Here is a 19,377-nt window from a genome sequence, read left to right on the forward strand (position 1 = left end):
GAAACCATGGCGGTTTCCGTAACCCTGCCGGCGCTCGGCGAGAGCGTGTCCGAGGGCACCGTCACCCGCTGGCTGAAGGCCGAGGGTGAGCGCGTGGAGGCCGACGAGCCGCTGCTCGAGGTCTCCACCGACAAGGTCGACACCGAGATCCCGGCCCCGGCGTCCGGCGTCCTCACCTCCATCAAGGTGGCCGAGGACGAGACGGTGGAGGTCGGCGCCGAGCTGGCCGTCATCGACGACGGCTCGGGGGCCCCGGCCGAGGCGCCCGCCCCGGCCGCCGCCGCTGCCGAGGAGCCCGCCCCGCAGGCTCCGGCCGCCCCGGCTCCGGCCCCGCAGGCCGAGGCCCCGGCGCCCGCGCCGGCCGAGCAGGCCCCGGCCGCCCCGGCCGGTGGCGCCGAGGGCACCGACGTCGTCCTGCCCGCGCTGGGCGAGTCGGTCACCGAGGGCACCGTCACCCGCTGGCTGAAGCAGGTCGGCGAGGACGTCGAGGCCGACGAGCCGCTGCTGGAGGTCTCCACCGACAAGGTGGACACCGAGATCCCGGCGCCGGTCTCCGGCACCCTGCTGGAGATCGTGGTCGGCGAGGACGAGACCGCCGAGGTCGGCGCGAAGCTCGCCGTCATCGGTGCCAAGGGCGCCGCTCCGGCCGCCGCCCCGGCTCCGGCCGCGCCCGCCCCGGCCCCGGCGCAGGAAGCCCCGGCCCCCGCGCCGGCTCCGGCTCCGGCCGCCCCGGCGCAGGAGGCCCCCGCCCCGCAGCCCGCCGCCCCGGCGCCCGCGCCCGCCCCGGCTCCGGCCGCGCCCGCCCCGGCCGCCGTCACCCCGGCCGCGGTCGCCGAGGGCGAGGGTCCGTACGTGACCCCGCTGGTCCGCAAGCTCGCCGCGGAGAACAACGTCAACCTGGCCGCGGTCAAGGGCACCGGTGTCGGTGGCCGCATCCGCAAGCAGGACGTGCTCGCCGCCGCCGAGGCCGCCAAGGCCGCCGCCCCGGCGCCGTCCGCCGCTCCGGCCGCCGCCGCCACGGTCCCGGCCGCCGCCGCGGCGCTGCGCGGTCAGACCGTCAAGATGTCGCGCATCCGCAAGGTCATCGCCGACAACATGATGAAGGCGCTGCACAGCCAGGCGCAGCTGTCCACCGTGGTCGAGGTGGACGTCACCCGGATCATGAAGCTGCGCGCCCGGGCCAAGGAGTCCTTCCTGGCCCGTGAGGGCGTCAAGCTCTCGCCGATGCCGTTCTTCGTCAAGGCCGCCGCCGAGGCGCTCAAGGCCCACCCGTCGATCAACGCCAAGATCAACGACGACGGCACGGTCACCTACCACGACGTCGAGAACATCGGCATCGCGGTGGACTCGGAGAAGGGCCTGATGGTCCCGGTCATCAAGGGCGCGGGCGACCTGAACATCGCCGGCATCGCCAAGAAGACCGCCGAGCTGGCCGGCAGGGTCCGCAGCGGCAAGCTGAGCCCGGACGACATGTCCGGCGGCACGTTCACGATCAGCAACACCGGCTCGCGCGGTGCGCTCTTCGACACGATCATCGTGAACTACCCGCAGGTCGCCGAGTTGGGCATCGGTGCCACCGTGCGCCGTCCGGTGGTCATCGACCACCCGGAGCTGGGTGAGACCATCGCCATCCGCGACATGGTCTACCTGACCCTCTCCTACGACCACCAGCTGGTCGACGGTGCCGACGCGGCCCGTTACCTGACGGACGTCAAGGCCCGTCTGGAGGCCGGCGAGTTCGAGGGCGACCTCGGGCTGTAGCCGCCACCGGCACCCGGCGTGCCCCGGTCCCCCCGCGGGGCCGGGGCACGCCCCTTTTCGTCCGCCGTTTCGTCCGCCGTCCACGGGAGGGGGTACGGCCGTGCGCGCGGCACGACTGATCCAGCTGGTGCTGCTGCTCCAGACCCGCGGCACCATGACCGCCGCCGAACTCGCCGAGGCGCTGGAGGTCTCGCGGCGCACCGTGGGCCGGGACGTGGCCGCGCTCTCCGAGGCGGGGGTGCCGGTCTACGCCGACCGGGGGCGGGCCGGCGGCTACCGGCTGGTCGGCGGCTACCGCACCCGGCTGACCGGGCTGGGACGCGACGAGGCCGAGGTGCTCTTCCTGTCCGGGGTTCCGGCGGCGCTGCGGGCGATGGGGCTGGCGGACGCGGCCTCGGCGGCCCGGCTGAAGGTCTCGGCGGCCCTGCTGCCCGAGCTGCGGGACGCCCCGGACGCCGCCGCCCAGCGCTTCCACCTGGACGCCCCCGGCTGGTACCAGGAGCCGGACACCCCGCCCCTGCTGCCCGCGGTCGCCGACGCCGTCTGGTCCGACCAGGCGGTCTCCGTCCGCTACCGCCGCCGGGACGGCGAGGTGACCCGCGAGGTGGAGCCGTACGGGCTCGTGCTCAAGGCGGGCGTGTGGTACCTGGTCGCCCGGGTCCCGTCGGGCGGGGACGGCCGTGGCGGCCACCGGGTCTACCGGGTGGACCGGATCACCGCCGTCCGTCCGGCCGGCCGGGTCTTCGACCGCGAGCCGGGGTTCGACCTGTCGGGGCTGTGGGAGCGGCGGGCGGCCGAGTTCGCCCGGTCGCTGCTGCGCGAGCGGGTGATCGTACGGCTCACCGCCGAGGGGGTGCGCAGGCTGCCGCACATCACCGACCGGGCCGCCGCGCGGGAGGCGGTGGAGGCCGCCGCCGGCCCCGACGAGGAGGGGCGGGTGACGGTGGAGCTGGCCGTGGAGTCGCCGGCGGTCGCCTACGAGCAGTTGCTGGCGCTGGGTCCGGAGGCCGAGGTGGTCGCCCCGGCGGAGCTGCGGGAACGGTTCGCCCGGGCGGCGGAGCTGGCCGCCGCCCGGTACGGGTGCGCGAGCCGTGCTCAGCGGTAGTCCGCGGCGTCGCCCGGTGCGCCGCCGAGGACCACGTCCCGGAAGTAGGCCATGCAGTCCGGGGCGCTGCCGTCGAGGTCGGTGACGCCGTACGCCTTGGCGAGTTCGCCGCTGGAGACGGACGTGCCGCTCCAGCGCGCCCGTCGCGGGTCGGCGGCGAGCGCGGCCACCCCGCGCGCCAGGTAGTACGGGGTCTCGGCGATGGCGAAGTGGGGTTCCTTGGCGATGGCGTCCCGCCAGGTCTCCTCGGTGACCCCGAAGTGGTCGAGCATCTCCTCCGACCGCAGCCAGCCCGGGGTGACGCAGACCGCGGTGGCGTCGTGGGGGCGCAGCTCCTCGGAGAGCCCGTAGGTCATCCGCAGCGGGGCCGTCTTGGCCAGGTCGAAGAAGAAGTTCCCCCGGTACTGCCGGTTGAACTCCTCGGTGCCGTCGGTCACTTCGACCACCAGCCCGCCGGGGTTGCGGATCAGCAGCGGCAGCGCGAAGTAGCTGGTGATGGCGTGGGTGTCGATGCCGAGCCGCAGCATGCGCAGCCCGCCGTCGAGTTCCAGGTCCCACAGCTTGGTGTCGAAGTTGCCGACGAGCAGGTGGTCGCCGCCCCAGACGTCGTTGACGAGCACGTCCAGCCGGCCGTGGTCGCGGTCGATCCGCTCGGTCAGCGCCCGTACCTGTGCCGGTTCCAGGTGGTCGGTGGGGACCGCGACGGCCTCGCCGCCGGCCGCGGCGACCAGTTCGGCGGTCTCCTCGATGGTCTCGGCGCGGCCCACCTCGCTGCGCCGCTGCCGGGTGGTGCGCCCGGTGACGTAGACGGTGGCGCCGGCCCGGCCCAGTTCGACCGCGAACGCCCGTCCGGCGCCCCGGGTCGCCCCGGCCACCAGCGCCACCTTGCCGTGCAGGGGTGCCTCGCCCATGGGTCCTCCTTCTCCTCGGATGCGGTGGGACGACCCTGGCAGCCATACCCGACACCTCCTGTCGTCTTTTCCGGGAGGTTTCCCCGGGGCCGGGCGAGGGCTCGGTCGCGTAACGACACGGACGCGGGCGGAGCACTGTGCGTGCGGCGGACCGGGCGGCGCACGATGCTGGAGCGGTGATGGACGAGACGGAGTTCTGGGAGATCGTCGACGGCGCCCGTCAGGAGGCCGAGGGGGATCCGGAGGAGCAGGCCGACCTGGTGGTGGAGCGGTTGCTGGAGCTCGACCCGGAGGGCGTGGTGGACTTCGCCCGGCATTTCGAGACCCGGCTGGCCAGGGCGCTGCGCTGGGACGTGTGGGGCGCCGCCGAGGTGATGCTGGGCGGCGCCGACGAGGAGTCCTTCGACGCCTTCCGCTGCTGGCTGATCGGCCAGGGCAGGCACGTCTTCGAAGGCGCGCTCCACCAGGGCCCCGACCGGCTGGCCGAGTTGGTGGAGCGGTTCGATCCGCGCACCGACGGCGACGCCGAGGACCTGGGGTACGCGGCCGACGAGGCGTACGAGCAGCTCACCGGGGTGCGCCTGCCCGATCTGGGGGTGGCCGCGCCCGCCGCCCCGCAGGGCGAGCCGCTGGACCTGTCCGACGAGACGGCCCTGGCGGCGCGCCTGCCCCGGCTGTGGGAACGCTTCGGCCGCCGCGACGGCTGACCGGCCCCGGGGTTCACGGCACCAGCCGCATCCCCATCAGCACGTCGTCCACGTACTCCCCGGCCACCTCGAACTCCTCCGGGAGCAGTCCCTCGGGGACGAACCCCACCGAGGCGTAGAGCCGCCGGGCCGCGGTGTTGTGGCCGAGGACGCGCAGGGTGAGGCGGCGGGCGCCGCAGCGGCGGGCGTGGTCGCGGGCGGCCTCCACCAGGGCGCGTCCGGCGCCGCGGCCCCGGGCCCAGTGGTCGACGGCGAGCCCCTGGATCTGCCGGACGTGGGCGTTGCCGGGCAGTGGGGTGGGCGGCACGACGCGTACGTAGCCGGCCAGGCGGCCGTCGACCTCGGCGACGAGGACGTCCTCGGGGCGGTGCCGGTCGTCGAAGAAGCGTTTCCCCATGGGCGGTGACGGGGTGACGGCGTGGACGGGCGACCAGGTGCGCCGGTCGAGGGCGGCGAGTTCGCCGTCGTCCTGACGGGTCGCGGGTCTGATCCGTATTCCTTGATCCGGCATGGGTGTCACTGTGCCACGGCGTGCGGGCGGCGGGCAGGATGTCGGTCATGCGTATCGCTGTGACCGGTGCGAGCGGACTGATCGGCGCCGCGCTCGTCCGTACCCTGCGCGCCGACGGCCACGAGGTGGTCCGGCTGGTGCGGCGCGCCCCGGCGGGCCCGGACGAGGCGGGGTGGGACCCGCTCGGCGGCCGGGTGGACGCCGCGGGGCTGGCCGGCTGTACGGCCGTGGTCCATCTGGCCGGCGCGGGGATCGGCGACCACCGGTGGACGGCCCGCTACAAACGCACCCTGCGCGACAGCCGCGTGCTGGGCACCCGGACCCTGGCCCGTGCCCTGGCCGAGCTGCCCGAGCCGCCGAAGGTGCTGGTCAACGGCTCGGCGATCGGCATCTACGGGGACACCGGCGACCGGCGCACCGACGAGTCGGCGCCGCCCGGGCACGGCTTCCTGGCCGAGCTGTGCCAGGAGTGGGAGGCGGCGGCGGATCCGGCGCGGGAGGCCGGGGTGCGTACCGTCCACGCCCGCACCGGGCTGGTGGTGGCGCGCGGCGGCGGGGCGTGGGGGCGGCTCTTCCCGTTGTTCCGGGCCGGTCTGGGCGGGCGGCTGGGCAGCGGACGGCAGTACTGGAGCTTCATCTCGCTCCACGACGAGGTGGCGGCGCTGCGCCATCTGATCGACACCGAGGAACTGTCCGGCCCGGTCAACCTCACCGCCCCGGAGCCGGTCACCAACCGGGAGGTGACGGCGGCGATGGGCCGGGTGCTGCGGCGGCCGGCGTTCGCCGCCGTGCCGGAGGCGGCGCTGCGCCTCGCGCTCGGCGAACTCGCCGGGGACGTCCTCGCCAGCCAGCGGGTGGTCCCGGCCCGGCTGTCGGCGTCCGGCTTCACCTTCGCCTTCCCCTCCGTCGACGAGGCGATCCGCGCGGCGCTGGACGAGGGCCGCCGATGAACGTCAATGGACGGCGGCGCGCCCGTCGTTGACCAGGCATGTCCTCAAGTGATCTGCCGATAGGGCTACTTGATCGCCGAATGGCATATTTCCTTGGGAATTCGCCGGTATTGGTTCACGCGGTTGTGGGCATCACCCTTCGAGCGGGGAGCGTGGCCGACTTCGGGAGGGGCACCGTGCCGTTGCACGCATGCCGTACGGACGTCGTCGTCGTGGGGGCGGGCCTGGCGGGCCTGGCCGCCGCGCACCATCTGATCAGCGCCGGGGTCACCGTCACCGTGCTGGAGGCGGGCGACCGGGTCGGCGGCCGTATGGCCACCGACGAGGTGGCCGGTTTCCGGCTCGACCGCGGCAGCCGGCTGCTCAGCAGCGCGTATCCGGAACTGAGCCGTACCCCGGGGCTGGAGGGGCTGCGGCTGCTGCCGGTCACCCCGGTGGTGCCGCCGCACGCGGGCGGCCACGGCTACCGCCCCGGTGATCCCCGGGCGGCGCTGCACCGGGCCCGGCTCGGCGCGGCGCTGGGCCGGCTGGCCACCACCCCGACCAGGCGGCTGCTGGCCCGTCCGGAGACCACGGCCGCGGCGGCGCTGACCGCCCGGGGCTTCCCGCCGCGCGGCGTCGACGCGTTCCTGCGCCCGCTGCTCTCCTCGCTCCTCGGCGACCCGGAGCTGACCAGCTCCAGCCGCTGCGCCGACCTGGTGCTGCGCGGGTACGCCCGGGGGCGGCTGGCGCTCCCGGCCGGCGGTGCCGCCGTCCTGCCCGCCCTGCTGGCCGCCGCGCTGCCGCCGGGGACGGTACGCCTCGGGGTGCACGCGACCGCGGTGGCGGCCAACTCGGTCAGCACGGTGGAGTGCGGCGAACTGTCCTGCCGGGCGGCGGTGGTGGCGACCGGGGCGCGGGACGCCGAGGCGCTGCTGCCGGGGCTGCGGGTGCCCGCGTTCCACCCGGTCACCGTGGTGCACCACGCCGCCGCCCGGCCGCCGTCGCACGACCCGGTGCTGCTGCTGCCGGGCCGGCGGGGCGGCCCGGTGGCCAACACCATGGTGGCCAGCGCCGTCGACCCCTCGCGGGCCCCGGCGGGCCGGGCGCTGATCACCACCACCGTGCTCGGCGCCGCCGCCACGGTGCCCGCCGACCGCCTCGACCGGGCGGTCCGTGCGCAGCTCGCCGAGTTGTACGCCGCCGACACCGCCGGCTGGGAGCTGCTCGCGGTCCACCACGACCCCGAGGCGGTGCCCGCGATGCCGCCGCCGCACGACGTACGCCGCCCGGTGCGGGTGCTGGCCGGGCTCTACGTGTGCGGCGACCACCGGGACACCAGCACCGTGCAGGGCGCCCTCTTCTCCGGCCGCCGCGCCGCCCACCACGTGATGCGCGACTTCGGCATCCGTCCCGGGTACGGCGACACCGCGCGCGATCTGCCGACGGCGGCGTGACGGGTCAGGCTCCGACCACCCCCAGGGCCGCGGCGCGTTCGTGGAAGGCACGGGCGGCGGGTGCGTCGCGGTAGGGCTCCAGCCGGCGGCCGAAGTCGCGTACGTACTCCAGGGCGCGCACCGAACGCATCTCGGACGCCTGCTGGAGGGCCTCGGTGGCCTGGGCGCACGCCTGGTCCAGCTCGCCGAGGCCGAGCCGGGCGGTGGCCAGCACGGTGCGGCAGAAGACGCGGCTGCGCGCGTATCCGGGGGCGCGCAGTTGCAGCGAGCGTTCGGCGTGCTGCACCGCCTGCCGGTACTGCTGGAGGTCGCGGTGGCAGTGCGCGAACTCGTCGGCGAGCTGGGCCTCGTCGAAGAAGCGGGCCCAGAACGGCACGTCGTCCCCGGGGCGGGCGGCCTCCAGGGCGCGTTCGGCCCGGGCCAGCGCGGTGGCGCAGGCGCGGGCCTCGCCGAGCACCCCGTGGCCGCGGGCCTCGGCGGCGTGCAGCAGCGCCTGCACCACCGGCGGCGCCCCGCTGCCCACGCCCTGCTGGGCGACCCGGGCGAGCTGCACCGCCTCCCGGCCGTGCCCGAGGTAGACCGCCTGCCGGCTCATGGTCACCAGCACGTAGCCGCCGTAGACCCGGTCGCCGGCGGCCTGCGACAGCCGCAGCGCCTGCACGAAGTACCGCTGGGCCAGGCCGTGCGCGCCGATGTCGTAGGAGGTCCAGCCGGCCAGCCGGGTCAGGTCGGCGGTGGCGGCGAAGAGCTTGCGGCCCAGCGTCTCGCCGTAACTGCCGCGCAGCATCGGCTCGGCCTCGTGCTCCAGGTAACGCACCAGGGCCTGGCGGGCGTGGCCGCCGCCGTAGGCGTTGTCGAGCGAGCGGAACAGTTCGCCGACCGAGCGCAGCGCGTGGATGTCGCCGGTGGTGACCCGGCGCCCCGGGCGGCCGTCGGTGCCGCGGCCGGCCGTCCGGCCCCGGTTCTGCGCGGGCACCCGGGGCGCGGCGCGGGCGGCGGACGTCCCGGGGTGGGCGTCGGGGCCCTGGGCGGCGGGGCCGTGCGCCACCCGTTCGTCGGCCCGGCCGATGAGCCAGTCGCGGCTGGGCACCACGAGCCCGGCCGGGGTGAAGGCGATCTTGCGCAGCTCGGCCTGGCCACCGGTGTCCTTGCGCCACAGCCCGCTGACGATGTCCACCGCCTCCTCCGGGGTGGCGGCGAACTCCAGCCCGGCGTAGACCGGCGCGCAGGCTTCCAGGCCGAGGTCCTGGGCGCTGAGCCGGCGGCCGAGCCGGCGGGTGAAGACCTCGGCGATCAGCGCGGGCGTGGTGCCGCGCGGCTGCTGGCCACGGAGCCAGCGGGTCACCGAGGTCTTGTCGTACCGCAGGTCCAGGCCGTGCTCGATGCCGAGCTGGTCGACACGGCGGGCGAGCCCCGCGTTGGAGAAACCGGCCTCGGCGATGAGCGAGGCGAGCTGGCGGTTGGGACGCCGCTGCGTGGGTCGGTCCGTCATGGGTGGCGCGGTCCCCTCCTCGGGAGGGCGGTGGGCGGTGGCTGGTCGGTCGCCGGGTCTCCCCGGGCCGGTACGGCCATCGGGCGGCGACCCGGCGGAGGGCGTCTCGGCGGCCGGCGGCGGTGCGGCGGACGCGGCCGACGGCGGGGGCGCGGTGGAGGGGGTCGGAGGTACGTCGGGCAGCGGCGTGCTGGAGGGCATGGGCGATACCGGTCGTCGAGGCGGCTTCGGACGGTGGCTCAGGACGGTGGGGGGTCGGTTCGGGGCTCTCTCGGAAGGGCTGCTCGGGGTGGCTGCGGGGGCTGCTTCGGGCTGGCGGGGGCGGGCACCGGAGGCGTGGCGCGGGGCCGGGGACGGCGCGAAGTACGGACCGGGGACGGCGCGAATCTAGCCGTCGCCACCGGCTCGTTCGTCCTCCGCGCCCCCTATTCGCCAGAACGGGTGAACCCTTTGCAGAGGTATCCACGGAATGCCTCCCTCCGCCGACCTTGGCGTGGTAATGCACCATCCCCTTTCAACGTGCACGTATGACGGCCGTAGAGTGGCGTGGCGCGCGAAGAGCCGAGATCGAGGAGCCGCCGTGAGTGACCTGCGCTTCGTCCACCTGGGATTCGGGGAGGACGCGGTCGAGTACCAGGAGGCGTGGCAGGAGCAGCGCCGGGTGCACGCCGCGCGTTTCGCGGACGAGGTCCCCGACACCGTCCTGCTGCTGGAGCACCCGCCGGTCTACACCGCGGGCCGCCGCACCGAGGACAGCGAGCGCCCGCTGGACGGCACCCCGGTGGTGGACGTCGACCGGGGCGGCAAGATCACCTGGCACGGCCCCGGCCAGCTCGTCGGCTACCCCATCCTCAAGCTGCCCCGGCCGGTCGACGTGATCGCCCACGTCCGGCGGCTGGAGGAGGCGCTGATCCGGGCCTGCGCCGAGCTGGGCGTGGCCACCACCCGGGTGGAGGGGCGCAGCGGGGTGTGGGTGCTGGGCGACCCGGTGGAGCAGCGTCCCGCGCTGCCCGGGCTCACCCTGGACTTCGATCCGCGGCTGCACGACGAGGAGTTCGACCCCCGGCTGTCCGGCCCCGAGTACGCCCCGTCCAACGCCGGTCAGCGCCGCGAGGACCGCAAGCTGGCCGCGATCGGCATCCGGGTCGCCAAGGGCGTGACGATGCACGGCTTCGCGCTCAACGTGAACCCGGACAACACCTGGTTCGACCGGATCGTGCCGTGCGGCATCCGGGACGCCGGGGTCGCCTCGCTCGCCGGTGAACTGGGCCGGGACATCACCGTCCAGGAGGTGCTGCCGGTGGTCGAGCGCCATCTGCGGGAGGTCCTGGAGTCCACGGTGCCGCTCCCCCGCGCCGTCTGACCCGCCGCTCCCCCGCCGCCGGACGGGAATGACCCCGCCGGGGCGGGGGTTCAGGTGGACGGCAGGTCGCGTAAACCACGGGCGTACCCTGGTGTACGCCGAAGAATCGAAGCTAGGGAGCCGGACGTGTCCGCTGTCGCACCCGACGGCCGCAAGCTGCTGCGCCTGGAGGCCCGGAACAGCCAGACCCCCATCGAGCGCAAGCCCGAGTGGATCAAGACCCGGGCGAAGATGGGCCCCGAGTACACCGAGCTGCACGGCCTGGTGAAGCGCGAGGGCCTGCACACCGTGTGCCAGGAAGCGGGCTGTCCGAACATCTACGAGTGCTGGGAGGACCGCGAGGCCACCTTCCTCATCGGCGGCGACCAGTGCACCCGCCGCTGCGACTTCTGCCAGATCGACACCGGCAAGCCGCAGGCGCTCGACCGCGACGAGCCGCGCCGGGTGGGCGAGTCGGTGGTCACCATGGACCTCAACTACGCCACCATCACCGGCGTCGCCCGCGACGACCTGGAGGACGGCGGCGCCTGGCTCTACGCCGAAACGGTCCGGCGGATCCACTCCATGACCGCGGACCGGGAGGGCGGACGCACCAAGGTCGAGCTGCTGATCCCGGACTTCAACGCGGTGCCCGGACAGCTCGCCGAGGTCTTCTCGTCCCGCCCCGAGGTGCTCGCCCACAACGTCGAGACGGTCCCGCGGATCTTCAAGCGGATCCGCCCGGCCTTCCGTTACGAGCGCTCCCTGGAGGTGATCACCCGGGCCCGCGAGGCCGGGCTGGTCACCAAGTCCAACCTGATCCTCGGCATGGGCGAGGAGCGCGAGGAGATCAGCCAGGCGCTCCAGGACCTGCACGACGCCGGCTGCGAGCTGATCACCATCACCCAGTACCTGCGGCCGAGCGTGCGCCACCACCCGGTGACGCGCTGGGTGAAGCCGGCCGAGTTCGTGGAGCTGAAGGAGGAGGCCGAGGAGATCGGCTTCGCCGGCGTCATGTCGGGTCCGCTGGTGCGTTCCTCGTACCGGGCCGGGCGCCTGTTCCAGCAGGCGATGGAGGCCCGGGCGGCGGCGACGGCCTCCGTGTGAGGCCCGTCGCGGGGTCCGGGCGGCCCGTGGTGGCGGGGGACGTCCGGTGGCATTCACACCCGTTTGACCGCCCCGTCACCACCTGGTAACACAATGTGGTGATCCTGGGTACGGGCACGTCCACGCCGTCCTGCCGTTCCCTCCACCCCCAAGGGAGACCGCCCATGCAGGCGCACCCCGCACCGGCTCCGCCCCGCTCCGCCGTCACCGCGGCCTCCGGCGGCTTCGTCCTGGTCACCGGCGCACTGCGCGCCGTGGAATCGCTGCTGCTGCGCGGCGGCCAGCGGACGGCCCGCCGCAACGCGTGGACCGCGGTGCTGGAGGACCGCAAACGGGCCCGGGCGCGCCGCGAGGCCCAGTCCGTGCTGGACCGCCTCGGACGCGGCTACGACGCGGGCCCCGAGGCGCGCTGACCGCGGCGCCGCCGGACGGCGGCGGGCCGTCGCCATCCGGTGGCGCCCGACCCGTTCCGGCCACGTATCCTTTGCGGCATGGCGAGGAAGGAAACATCCGAGAACCCCGGTCGGCTGAAGCAGATCGGGCTGACCTATCAGATGACCCGGAAGGTCGACCCCAAGGTCGGCCTCGTCGTCGCGGCTGTGGGAATCGTCACCTTCGGTGTCGTCCTCGCCATCGGCTTCCTGATCGGTCACCCGGTCTACGCGGGGATCCTCGGCTTCCTGCTGGGCTTCCTGGCGGCGGCGGTGCTCTTCGGCCGGCGTGCCGAGCGGGCCGCGTTCGGCCAGATGGAAGGTCAGCCGGGGGCCGCGGCGGCGGTGCTGCAGAACGTGGGCCGCGGCTGGACGGTCACCCCGGCGGTGGCGGTGACGCGCAACCAGGACGTGGTCCACCGCGCGGTCGGCCGCGCCGGGATCGTGCTGGTCGGCGAGGGCAACCCCAACCGGGTCAGGGGCCTGCTGGCGGGCGAGAAGAAGAAGATGGCCCGGATCGCGGTGGACGCGCCGGTGACCGACCTGATCGTGGGCGACGGCGAGGGCCAGGTGCCGCTGCGGAAGATCCGCACGACGCTGATGAAGCTGCCGCGCGTGCTGCCCGGCCCCAAGGTCACCGAGGTCAACGACCGGTTGCGGGCGCTGGGCGACCTGATGAGCAACATGCCGGTGCCCAAGGGGCCGCTGCCGAAGAACGCGCGGATGCCGCGGGGCGGGAAGATGCGCTGAGGGCGACCGCGGCGCACCGCGATCACGGAGTCGGGCGGGAGGTCCGGGAGGTTCCCGGACCGCCCGCCCGTCCCATGTCCGGGGCCCGGCTCAGATGCGTACCTGGACGGCGTGGACGGCCTTGTCGTGCAGGCCGCGGCCGTCCCGGTCCCACATCGCGGCGGGGATCACCAGGAGGAGCAGGATCGTACGCAACACGACCGCGACGGGCCCCAGCCGGCCGCCGCCGAGGCGTACCAGGCGCAGGCCCAGCAGCCGTTTGCCGGGGGTGCTGGCGGCGGTGGCCAGCGTGACCACGCTGAGCACGCCGAAGACGACGAAGGCCCAGTTGCTGACGTCGGAGGCGGCGCGGCCCCGGGCGAGCAGCCCGTAGGAGACCAGCAGGCACAGCGCCCAGTCGATGACGAGCGCCGCGAGCCGCCGGCCCACCGGCGCGATCGAGCCCGGCCCGTCCTGCGGCAGCCCGAGGCGTTCACCCCGGTAGCCGAAGTCGGCGCCCATCTGCTCGGCCGCCGCGCGCGGCCCGGACAGCCACGAACCCAGAGCTTCCCGTTTGTCCACCCGTCAACGGTAACCGCACGGCGTCCGGCCCCCGCGCGGAGGGGGCCCGCGGTGTCGCTTTCGGGCGGTAAACCGGCCCTCGGTCCGGTTAACGTCGGCGAAACAAATGGGTCATCCTCGGGAAATGCCCGCTCCATAAGGTCGAGACAGCGTGCGCCACCGCACTGGCCGCACGGAACAGCAAACCCGTGCCGAGCCAGGCCCGGGCCGAGGAGGAGTTGGATGTTCCAGAACGCCGACGAGGCCAAGAAGTTCTTGCGGGACGAGGACGTCAAGTTCGTCGACGTCCGGTTCTGCGACCTGCCGGGTGTCATGCAGCACTTCACGGTACCGGTGCAGGCGTTCGACCCGTCCGAGGAGCTGGCCTTCGACGGCTCCTCGATCCGCGGCTTCCAGGCCATCCACGAGTCCGACATGGCGCTGCGCGCGGACCTGTCCACCGCCCGCGTGGACCCGTTCCGCAAGGACAAGACGCTCAACATCAACTTCTTCATCCACGACCCGATCACCGGCGAGCAGTACAGCCGCGACCCGCGGAACGTGGCGAAGAAAGCCGAGGCGTACCTGGCCTCCACCGGCATCGCGGACACCGCCTACTTCGGCCCGGAGGCGGAGTTCTACGTCTTCGACAGCGTCCGCTTCGAGACCAGCGCGAACCAGTCCTTCTACCACATCGACTCCGAGGCCGGCGCCTGGAACACCGGTGCCCTGGAGGACAACCGCGGCTACAAGGTCCGCTACAAGGGCGGCTACTTCCCGGCCCCGCCGGTCGACCACTTCGCCGACCTGCGCGCCGAGATCTCCCTGGAGCTGGAGCAGGCCGGGCTCCAGGTCGAGCGCCAGCACCACGAGGTGGGCACGGCCGGCCAGGCGGAGATCAACTACAAGTTCAACACCCTGCTGGCCGCCGCCGACGACCTGATGCTCTTCAAGTACATCGTCAAGAACGTCGCCTGGCGCAACGGCAAGACCGCCACCTTCATGCCCAAGCCGATCTTCGGTGACAACGGCTCCGGCATGCACGTCCACCAGTCGCTGTGGAGCGGCGGCGAGCCGCTGTTCTACGACGAGACCGGCTACGCGGGGCTGTCCGACACCGCCCGCTACTACATCGGCGGCATCCTCAAGCACGCCCCGTCGCTGCTGGCCTTCACCAACCCGACGGTCAACTCCTACCACCGTCTGGTCCCCGGCTTCGAGGCCCCGGTCAACCTGGTCTACTCGCAGCGCAACCGCTCCGCCGCGATGCGCATCCCGATCACCGGCTCCAACCCGAAGGCCAAGCGCGTCGAGTTCCGCGCCCCGGACCCGTCCAGCAACCCCTACCTGGCCTTCTCCGCCCTCCTGCTGGCCGGCCTGGACGGCGTCAAGAACAAGATCGAGCCGGCCGAGCCGATCGACAAGGACCTCTACGAGCTCGCCCCCGAAGAGCACGCCAACGTCCCCCAGGTCCCCACCTCCCTCCCGGCCGTCCTCGAAGCCCTCGAGGCCGACCACGAATACCTCCTCCAGGGCGGCGTCTTCACCCAGGACCTCATCGAGACCTGGATCGACTACAAGCGCACCAACGAAATCGCCCCCATCCAACTCCGGCCCCACCCGCACGAGTTCGAGATGTACTTCGACATCTGAGCGGGCCCCACCCTGAACGCCGCCGCCCGCACGGGCGGCGGCCTTTCGCCGTTGGTCGTGCAACTCGGCGCCGGCGTCCGGACAGCCGGCTGTCCGGACCGGAGCATCGGTCCAGAAGGAGCGGGCCTTCCGCGAGCGTATGCCTTGCCTTCCCGGGTGTCCTGGTACCAGCTGATCACGTCGTCCTGCACCGCTTCCGTGCCGGCGGACAGTCGCTCTTCCCATGGAACCGGACTCGTCACGGTGCCCCCGGATCGGTAGCTCTCGTCTACTCCCAGCCGGCCAGCGACACCTCGGTGCCTCCGGCGAGGTATCGGTGGAGCGCACTGGCGGTGCTCTCCACGAACTCCTCGGGGATGGCGTCGGCGTCGACCCAGCGGACCTGGGCGTGCTTGCGCGGTTCGCGGTTCTCGGGTTCGCCGGACCACTCGTGGGCGGCGAAGACGACGGTGAGGAAGCCCGTTGAGGGCTTCGACGCCCCAGGCGCCGTGGATGATGTGGGCGACCTTGAGGGACTCGGGCCTCACCGTGAGGCCGGTCTCCTCTCGAGCGCCGGCCTGAGAGCCGGGGAGCGGTCGCCGGTCTGCTGGGCCACGGTGTTCCCTTCGTCGGGCGGGTTGTTGGGCATGTTGGGCGAGGGCCTCGCGAGCGCGGCGGGCGAGATCGGCGGCACCGGGCACTTTGCGTCGCCGGTATACGGCGAGGGTGGAGCGGATCGATGTGATCGCCTTGCGGGTGCGGGTGGAGGTCATGCCTTCCATGAGGACCAGGGCCTGGGCCCAGGCGGCGACCGCTTCGTCGGCGCGGGTCCGGGCGACCAGGCCCGCGCGAGGGTGTGGATCGGAACAGCGCTGAGCAAGGACGGCCAGCACGACTGTGCGACCCAGGTCATGCAGGCCGCGACCCGCGACTTCGAAGACCTCACCGACCCGATGACTGGTCGGTGGCCCACCAGAATTCGCCCTCGCCCGCCGCGGCGCCGGCGACCTCACCCAGGCCCTGCACTTCATCGACATCGCCCGCGACAGCGGGACGACCGACTCACCGATGCAACGCGTGCGACTGGACACCGCTCATGGCCACATCCTGCTCTCCGATGCGGCGACCCGGGATGATGGACACCTCATCCTCGACCAGGCCGCCAAGGTGGCCGCGCAGTACGGACTCGTGCACCAACTGCGCAGCATCGAGGGCATCAAGGCCATGGGCAAGGGGCCGACCGGCCCCCGGCAACGGTGACCAGGGAGATACGCGTGACCAACGACCAGCAGGGCATCACCGCGGACCATTGGCGCCAGGCCAAGCTGATCTGGGACTACCACCAGATGCACCACGAGCTGCGGCCCGTCAACGTGGCGATCGGACTGGGCAGCCACGACCTCGGCGTCGCCGCCCACGCCGCCGAGCTGTATCACTCCGGGCTCTTCCCGACCCTGGTGTTCACCGGCGGCAACAGCCCCACCACCGCCAATGTCTTCCCGCGCGGCGAGGCCGTCCACTTCCGCGAGCACGCCATCGACCTCTGCGTCCCCGCCGAGGCGATCCTGCTGGAACCGAACGCGGCCAACACCGGCCAGAACATCGACCTCTCCCGCGAGGTGCTCGCCGCCGCCGGCATCCGCCCCAAGACGGTGCTGCTGGTCTCCAAGCCCTATATGGAAAGGCGGTCGTTCGCGACCGCCCGCAAGCTGTGGCCCGACGTCGAGATCCTCTGCGCGTCGGAGCCGCTGGAATTTGACGACTACCTCAAGTCCATCGGCGACGAGAAGCTCGTCCTGGACATGCTCGTCGGCGATCTCCAGCGGGTCATCGAGTATCCGAAGCTCGGATTCGCCATCGAACAGGAGGTCCCGGAGAACGTGCATGCCGCGTACGAATCCCTCGTCTGCGACGGCTTCACCAGCCGCCTCATCACCACCTGACCTGCCCACCCGGCGGGCGGCCCGCCCTCATCCGGGACGCCCTCCCCCAGGCCCTGCATCCGGTGCTGGACGCCTTCACCACCGGACGGACCGCGACGGTCGCCGAGACGCCCACCCGCGTCTTGCTGGACCTTCTCGGTCGACAGGGCCAAGTCCTCACTCACCAGCAACCGTCCGCCCGCCCGGCCGGGCCGCTCCATCCGGCTCGCCGCCCTGGTCACCGCGACCGGCGCCCGCGCGTATCCGTGCGGGACCGCTGGCACGGGCCGGCAGGGGCCCGGAGCCGCGGCACCGGGCTCAGAGGGTCTTCACCGTCCCCCCGTCGATCACATAGTCCGCTCCCGTGATGTTGCCGGCGACGTCGGAGAGGAGGAAGGCGATGAGGGCGGCGACTTCGCGGGGTTCGGTGATGCGGCCGGTGGTGATGTCGAAGGCGGCGGGGAGGTGGTGGAGGAAGGTGGAGTGGTCGGTGTTGGCGGCGGCGGCGACCTTGCCGCCGAAGCCGTCGGGGTCTTCCCAGATGGAGGTGCGGACGACACCGGGGGAGACGGTGTTGACGCGGACGCCGTGGGGGCCGAATTCCTCGGCGAGGGATTTGCCGAGGGCGGCGAGGGCGGCCTTGGCGGCGCTGTAGGCGACCGGACCGGCGGCGGGGAGGCGGGAGTTGATGGAGGAGACGTTGACGATCGATCCGCGGCGCTCGACGAGGCTGGGGAGGGCGGCGCGGGTGGTGCGGACCGCGCTGAGGAGGTTGAGGCCGAGGACGCGGGTCCACTGGGTGTCGTCGGTGTCGAGGAAGCCGACGGGCTCGACGTCGTCCCCGCCGCCGACGTTGTTCACCAGCAGGTCGATGCCGCCGAGTTCGGCGAGGGCGGCCTCCATGAGGGTGGCGACGCCGTCGGCGGTGCTCAGGTCGGCCGGGACGGCGTGGGCGCCGGTGGCCTTCAGTTCGGGGGTGATGGTGCGGGCGGCGCCGACGACGCGGACGCCCTCGTCGGTCAGGGTCCGTACGGTGGCCAGGCCGATGCCCCGGCTGGCGCCGGTGACGACGGCGGTCTTGGCGGTGAGGTCGAGGCGCATGACGCTCCAGTTCTTGAACTGTGGGTACAAAATGTGGGTATGAAAAGCCCCCGGCGCGGCGGGGGCTCAAGGGGCTTCGCGGCTCACAGGGAGTCGAGCAGCGCGTCGATCGTCCGGGTGAGCCGGTCTGGCCCTTCGGCGACGCGGGCCATCAGCCGCAGGCCGACGACGGTGGTGAGCAGCAGGCTTCCCAGCGCGGCGGCGTCGCGCCCGGGGGCGATCTCACCGGAGCGCCGGCCTTCGTCGATCAGCGCGCTGAACGCGCCCTCGGTGCGGTCGAGCATGCGCCGGACGAGTTCGGTGGCCACCTCGTCGGTGCCGGCGAGTTCGGCGGCGGCGTTGACGGCCATGCAGCCCCGGCGGTGCGGGTCGGCGAGGTCGGCCTCCACCAGGTACGTCAGCACGTTGCGCAGGCGTTCCTTGACGGAGCCGGGCTCCTCGATCATGCCGACCAGCGCGGCGGCCTGGCTGTCGCGGTAGCGGCGCAGCGCCCGCTCGTACAGGCCGTGTTTGCTGCCGAACGTGTTGTAGAGGCTGCCCTTGCCGATGCCGAGCGCGTCCACCAGGTCCTGCGGGGTGGTCCCGGCGTATCCCTTGCGCCAGAACACCTCCATGGCCTGCTCGACGGCGTGGTCCGGATCGAACTGCTTGGGCCTTCCCATGTGCGGAACGCTACCACGGTTCTTGACCTTGGAGTCAAGAAACCGGGGCCGATCATCGAGCGAGCCCGCCGACCACGCCCCAACGCACGGTCGGCGGGCCCGCGTTCAGGGTCCGGCCGGATCGGCCGGAGGAGGCGGAACCGGGCGGGATTCCCGCTCCGACACCGGAAAAGCCGCTTAGATGGCGTAACACCCGCTTAGGTGACGGAATTCCCGCCCCGGCCCCGCCCCGAACCGGCCCCCGTTCCGGGTCCCGTCCGCCGACCACCCACCCCATGAACCCCTCCCCCCACCCCCGCCCGCCATCATGGGCGGATGACCGGATCCGGACGACGTGTGCCGTGGGCCGCGCCGGCGTACTCGGGGGCGGTGGCGTTGAGCGGGTACGCGACGGCGCGGCTGGCCCCGGAGCGGCGGGAGCGTGTGCTGCGCGCCCATTCGACCAACGTGGACAACCTGCGCGCCGGGCGCTGGTACACCCTGGTGACCAGCGCGTTCTTCGTGGAGGAGCCGCTGGGGCCGGGGTTCGGCGCGGTGTTGCCGCTGGCGCTGGGGCGGGCGGAGGCGGCGTGGGGGGTGCGCCGGACGGCCGCGGTGTTCGCGCTGGGGCACGTCGGCGCGAGCCTCCTGGTGTACGCGGGGCTGCGGGCCGCCGGGGTGTCGGGGCGGACCGCGCGGGCGGTGGACGTCGGACCGTCCTACGGGTTCAACGCGGTGCTGGCCGCGCGGGCCGCCTCCGTACCCCACCCGGCGGCGCGGGCCGCCGCCACGGCGGGGCTGCTCGCGCTGGGCGTACGCCCGTTGCTGCGGCGCGGCAGGACGTTCACCGACGCCGGGCATCTGGCGGCGCTGGTACTGGGGGCCGGCGCGGCGACGCTGCGACGCCGTCACCGCTCCCATGGTCACGCTCAGTAGCATCATGCCCTCATTGAGCACTGTGCATCGTGAAGTCGCAGGTCACGGGGCTGGTGTGCGTGAGCCTCGGGAGGCTCGTGCTGGTCGCGGGCGGATGACTTC

18 protein-coding genes and 3 pseudogenes are annotated in these 19,377 nt (G+C 73.5%); 13 read left to right on the plus strand and 8 right to left on the minus strand.

The features are described from left to right. The first annotated feature begins 6 nt into the window (after window positions 1–6). Both sucB and SCATT_RS06050 read left to right on the plus strand, forming a co-directional pair. Window positions 7–1,761, plus strand: a complete 1,755-nt coding sequence (gene sucB / locus SCATT_RS06045) for a 2-oxoglutarate dehydrogenase, E2 component, dihydrolipoamide succinyltransferase (RefSeq protein WP_014142062.1) — start codon at window positions 7–9, stop codon at window positions 1,759–1,761. Between the two features lie 100 nt (window positions 1,762–1,861). Next, the gene (locus SCATT_RS06050; RefSeq protein WP_014142063.1) at window positions 1,862–2,866 is read left to right on the plus strand and encodes a helix-turn-helix transcriptional regulator; all 1,005 of its coding nucleotides are present in this window, start codon (window positions 1,862–1,864) and stop codon (window positions 2,864–2,866) included. Here the strand turns inward: SCATT_RS06050 and SCATT_RS06055 are convergent. Next, window positions 2,857–3,777: an SDR family oxidoreductase gene (locus SCATT_RS06055; protein ID WP_014142064.1), complete on the minus strand. Its 921-nt coding sequence runs from the start codon at window positions 3,775–3,777 to the stop codon at window positions 2,857–2,859. The genes SCATT_RS06050 and SCATT_RS06055 overlap by 10 nt on opposite strands. Window positions 3,778–3,956: 179 nt before the next feature. Between SCATT_RS06055 and SCATT_RS06060 the strand changes: the two genes are divergently transcribed. Beyond that, complete coding sequence (locus tag SCATT_RS06060) at window positions 3,957–4,484, plus strand: DUF4240 domain-containing protein (protein ID WP_014142065.1); 528 nt, start codon at window positions 3,957–3,959, stop codon at window positions 4,482–4,484. 13 nt (window positions 4,485–4,497) lie between these two features. Here the strand turns inward: SCATT_RS06060 and SCATT_RS06065 are convergent, their stop codons facing one another. Continuing rightward, window positions 4,498–4,995, minus strand: a complete 498-nt coding sequence (locus SCATT_RS06065) for a GNAT family N-acetyltransferase (RefSeq protein WP_014142066.1) — start codon at window positions 4,993–4,995, stop codon at window positions 4,498–4,500. A gap of 38 nt (window positions 4,996–5,033) precedes the next feature. Between SCATT_RS06065 and SCATT_RS06070 the strand changes: the two genes are divergently transcribed. Together SCATT_RS06070 and SCATT_RS06075 are read left to right on the plus strand one after the other, a co-directional pair. After that, window positions 5,034–5,945 carry a TIGR01777 family oxidoreductase gene (locus tag SCATT_RS06070; protein ID WP_041825024.1) on the plus strand — a complete coding sequence of 304 codons (912 nt, stop codon included), beginning with the start codon at window positions 5,034–5,036 and terminating at the stop codon, window positions 5,943–5,945. Between the two features lie 176 nt (window positions 5,946–6,121). Beyond that, the gene (locus SCATT_RS06075; RefSeq protein WP_014142068.1) at window positions 6,122–7,381 is read left to right on the plus strand and encodes an NAD(P)/FAD-dependent oxidoreductase; all 1,260 of its coding nucleotides are present in this window, start codon (window positions 6,122–6,124) and stop codon (window positions 7,379–7,381) included. Window positions 7,382–7,385: 4 nt separating this feature from the next. Here SCATT_RS06075 and SCATT_RS06080 read toward each other — a convergent pair whose 3' ends face one another. After that, window positions 7,386–8,873 carry a hypothetical protein gene (locus SCATT_RS06080; protein WP_014142069.1) on the minus strand — a complete coding sequence of 496 codons (1,488 nt, stop codon included), beginning with the start codon at window positions 8,871–8,873 and terminating at the stop codon, window positions 7,386–7,388. 580 nt (window positions 8,874–9,453) lie between these two features. Here SCATT_RS06080 and lipB point away from each other — a divergent pair. The 4 genes from lipB (at window position 9,454) to SCATT_RS06100 (ending at window position 12,503) form a co-directional block, all read left to right on the plus strand. Next, complete coding sequence (lipB, locus tag SCATT_RS06085; protein ID WP_014142072.1) at window positions 9,454–10,236, plus strand: lipoyl(octanoyl) transferase LipB; 783 nt, start codon at window positions 9,454–9,456, stop codon at window positions 10,234–10,236. Window positions 10,237–10,362: 126 nt separating this feature from the next. Beyond that, a complete protein-coding gene (gene lipA, locus SCATT_RS06090; protein ID WP_014142073.1) occupies window positions 10,363–11,322 on the plus strand; it encodes a lipoyl synthase in 960 nt (319 codons plus the stop codon). 164 nt (window positions 11,323–11,486) lie between these two features. Then, the gene (locus SCATT_RS06095) at window positions 11,487–11,735 is read left to right on the plus strand and encodes an SCO2195 family GlnR-regulated protein (protein WP_014142074.1); all 249 of its coding nucleotides are present in this window, start codon (window positions 11,487–11,489) and stop codon (window positions 11,733–11,735) included. A gap of 78 nt (window positions 11,736–11,813) precedes the next feature. Further along, complete coding sequence (locus tag SCATT_RS06100; RefSeq protein WP_014142075.1) at window positions 11,814–12,503, plus strand: DUF4191 domain-containing protein; 690 nt, start codon at window positions 11,814–11,816, stop codon at window positions 12,501–12,503. Between the two features lie 90 nt (window positions 12,504–12,593). Here SCATT_RS06100 and SCATT_RS06105 read toward each other — a convergent pair whose 3' ends face one another. Beyond that, window positions 12,594–13,064 carry an RDD family protein gene (locus tag SCATT_RS06105; protein ID WP_014142076.1) on the minus strand — a complete coding sequence of 157 codons (471 nt, stop codon included), beginning with the start codon at window positions 13,062–13,064 and terminating at the stop codon, window positions 12,594–12,596. A gap of 222 nt (window positions 13,065–13,286) precedes the next feature. Between SCATT_RS06105 and glnA the strand changes: the two genes are divergently transcribed. Next, a complete protein-coding gene (gene glnA / locus SCATT_RS06110; RefSeq protein WP_014142077.1) occupies window positions 13,287–14,696 on the plus strand; it encodes a type I glutamate--ammonia ligase in 1,410 nt (469 codons plus the stop codon). A 268-nt stretch (window positions 14,697–14,964) separates the two neighbouring features. Here glnA and SCATT_RS39345 read toward each other — a convergent pair. Both SCATT_RS39345 and SCATT_RS36050 read right to left on the minus strand, forming a co-directional pair. Next, a pseudogene (locus SCATT_RS39345) lies at window positions 14,965–15,241 on the minus strand (NUDIX domain-containing protein); the annotation flags it as partial. Window positions 15,242–15,328: 87 nt separating this feature from the next. After that, window positions 15,329–15,517, minus strand: a pseudogene (locus tag SCATT_RS36050) (tetratricopeptide repeat protein); the annotation flags it as partial. On the opposite strand from SCATT_RS36050, the pseudogene SCATT_RS36055 reads away from it, so the two are divergent. After that, a pseudogene (locus SCATT_RS36055) lies at window positions 15,512–15,935 on the plus strand (hypothetical protein); the annotation flags it as partial. The pseudogenes SCATT_RS36050 and SCATT_RS36055 sit on opposite strands and share 6 nt — an antisense overlap. A gap of 14 nt (window positions 15,936–15,949) precedes the next feature. Further along, window positions 15,950–16,618 carry a YdcF family protein gene (locus SCATT_RS06120; protein ID WP_014627576.1) on the plus strand — a complete coding sequence of 223 codons (669 nt, stop codon included), beginning with the start codon at window positions 15,950–15,952 and terminating at the stop codon, window positions 16,616–16,618. A 297-nt stretch (window positions 16,619–16,915) separates the two neighbouring features. On the opposite strand, the gene SCATT_RS06125 is transcribed toward SCATT_RS06120, so the two are convergent. Both SCATT_RS06125 and SCATT_RS06130 read right to left on the minus strand, forming a co-directional pair. After that, window positions 16,916–17,698, minus strand: a complete 783-nt coding sequence (locus SCATT_RS06125; protein WP_014142082.1) for an oxidoreductase — start codon at window positions 17,696–17,698, stop codon at window positions 16,916–16,918. An 83-nt stretch (window positions 17,699–17,781) separates the two neighbouring features. Then, window positions 17,782–18,360 (minus strand): TetR/AcrR family transcriptional regulator, encoded by a 579-nt coding sequence (locus SCATT_RS06130; protein ID WP_014142083.1) that lies wholly within the window; start codon window positions 18,358–18,360, stop codon window positions 17,782–17,784. Window positions 18,361–18,675: 315 nt separating this feature from the next. Here SCATT_RS06130 and SCATT_RS06135 point away from each other — a divergent pair, with 315 nt between their 5' ends. Beyond that, the gene (locus tag SCATT_RS06135) at window positions 18,676–19,275 is read left to right on the plus strand and encodes a rhomboid-like protein (protein WP_202446615.1); all 600 of its coding nucleotides are present in this window, start codon (window positions 18,676–18,678) and stop codon (window positions 19,273–19,275) included. Window positions 19,276–19,377: the final 102 nt, after the last annotated feature.

This window comes from Streptantibioticus cattleyicolor NRRL 8057 = DSM 46488 (genome assembly GCF_000240165.1).
Classification (GTDB): domain Bacteria; phylum Actinomycetota; class Actinomycetes; order Streptomycetales; family Streptomycetaceae; genus Streptantibioticus; species Streptantibioticus cattleyicolor.

What these genes read in the sequence shown, in the direction of transcription:
- SCATT_RS06095 (WP_014142074.1), top strand. Translation starts at nt 11,487, where the DNA reads ATGCAGGCGCACCCCGCACCGGCTCCGCCCCGCTCCGCCGTCACCGCG.
- SCATT_RS06100 (WP_014142075.1), top strand. Translation starts at nt 11,814, where the DNA reads ATGGCGAGGAAGGAAACATCCGAGAACCCCGGTCGGCTGAAGCAGATC.
- glnA (WP_014142077.1), top strand. Translation starts at nt 13,287, where the DNA reads ATGTTCCAGAACGCCGACGAGGCCAAGAAGTTCTTGCGGGACGAGGAC.
- sucB (WP_014142062.1), top strand. Translation starts at nt 7, where the DNA reads ATGGCGGTTTCCGTAACCCTGCCGGCGCTCGGCGAGAGCGTGTCCGAG.
- SCATT_RS06055 (WP_014142064.1), bottom strand. Translation starts at nt 3,777, where the DNA reads ATGGGCGAGGCACCCCTGCACGGCAAGGTGGCGCTGGTGGCCGGGGCG.
- SCATT_RS06135 (WP_202446615.1), top strand. Translation starts at nt 18,676, where the DNA reads ATGACCGGATCCGGACGACGTGTGCCGTGGGCCGCGCCGGCGTACTCG.
- SCATT_RS06070 (WP_041825024.1), top strand. Translation starts at nt 5,034, where the DNA reads ATGTCGGTCATGCGTATCGCTGTGACCGGTGCGAGCGGACTGATCGGC.
- SCATT_RS06080 (WP_014142069.1), bottom strand. Translation starts at nt 8,873, where the DNA reads ATGACGGACCGACCCACGCAGCGGCGTCCCAACCGCCAGCTCGCCTCG.
- SCATT_RS06130 (WP_014142083.1), bottom strand. Translation starts at nt 18,360, where the DNA reads ATGGGAAGGCCCAAGCAGTTCGATCCGGACCACGCCGTCGAGCAGGCC.
- SCATT_RS06125 (WP_014142082.1), bottom strand. Translation starts at nt 17,698, where the DNA reads ATGCGCCTCGACCTCACCGCCAAGACCGCCGTCGTCACCGGCGCCAGC.
- SCATT_RS06060 (WP_014142065.1), top strand. Translation starts at nt 3,957, where the DNA reads ATGGACGAGACGGAGTTCTGGGAGATCGTCGACGGCGCCCGTCAGGAG.
- SCATT_RS06065 (WP_014142066.1), bottom strand. Translation starts at nt 4,995, where the DNA reads ATGCCGGATCAAGGAATACGGATCAGACCCGCGACCCGTCAGGACGAC.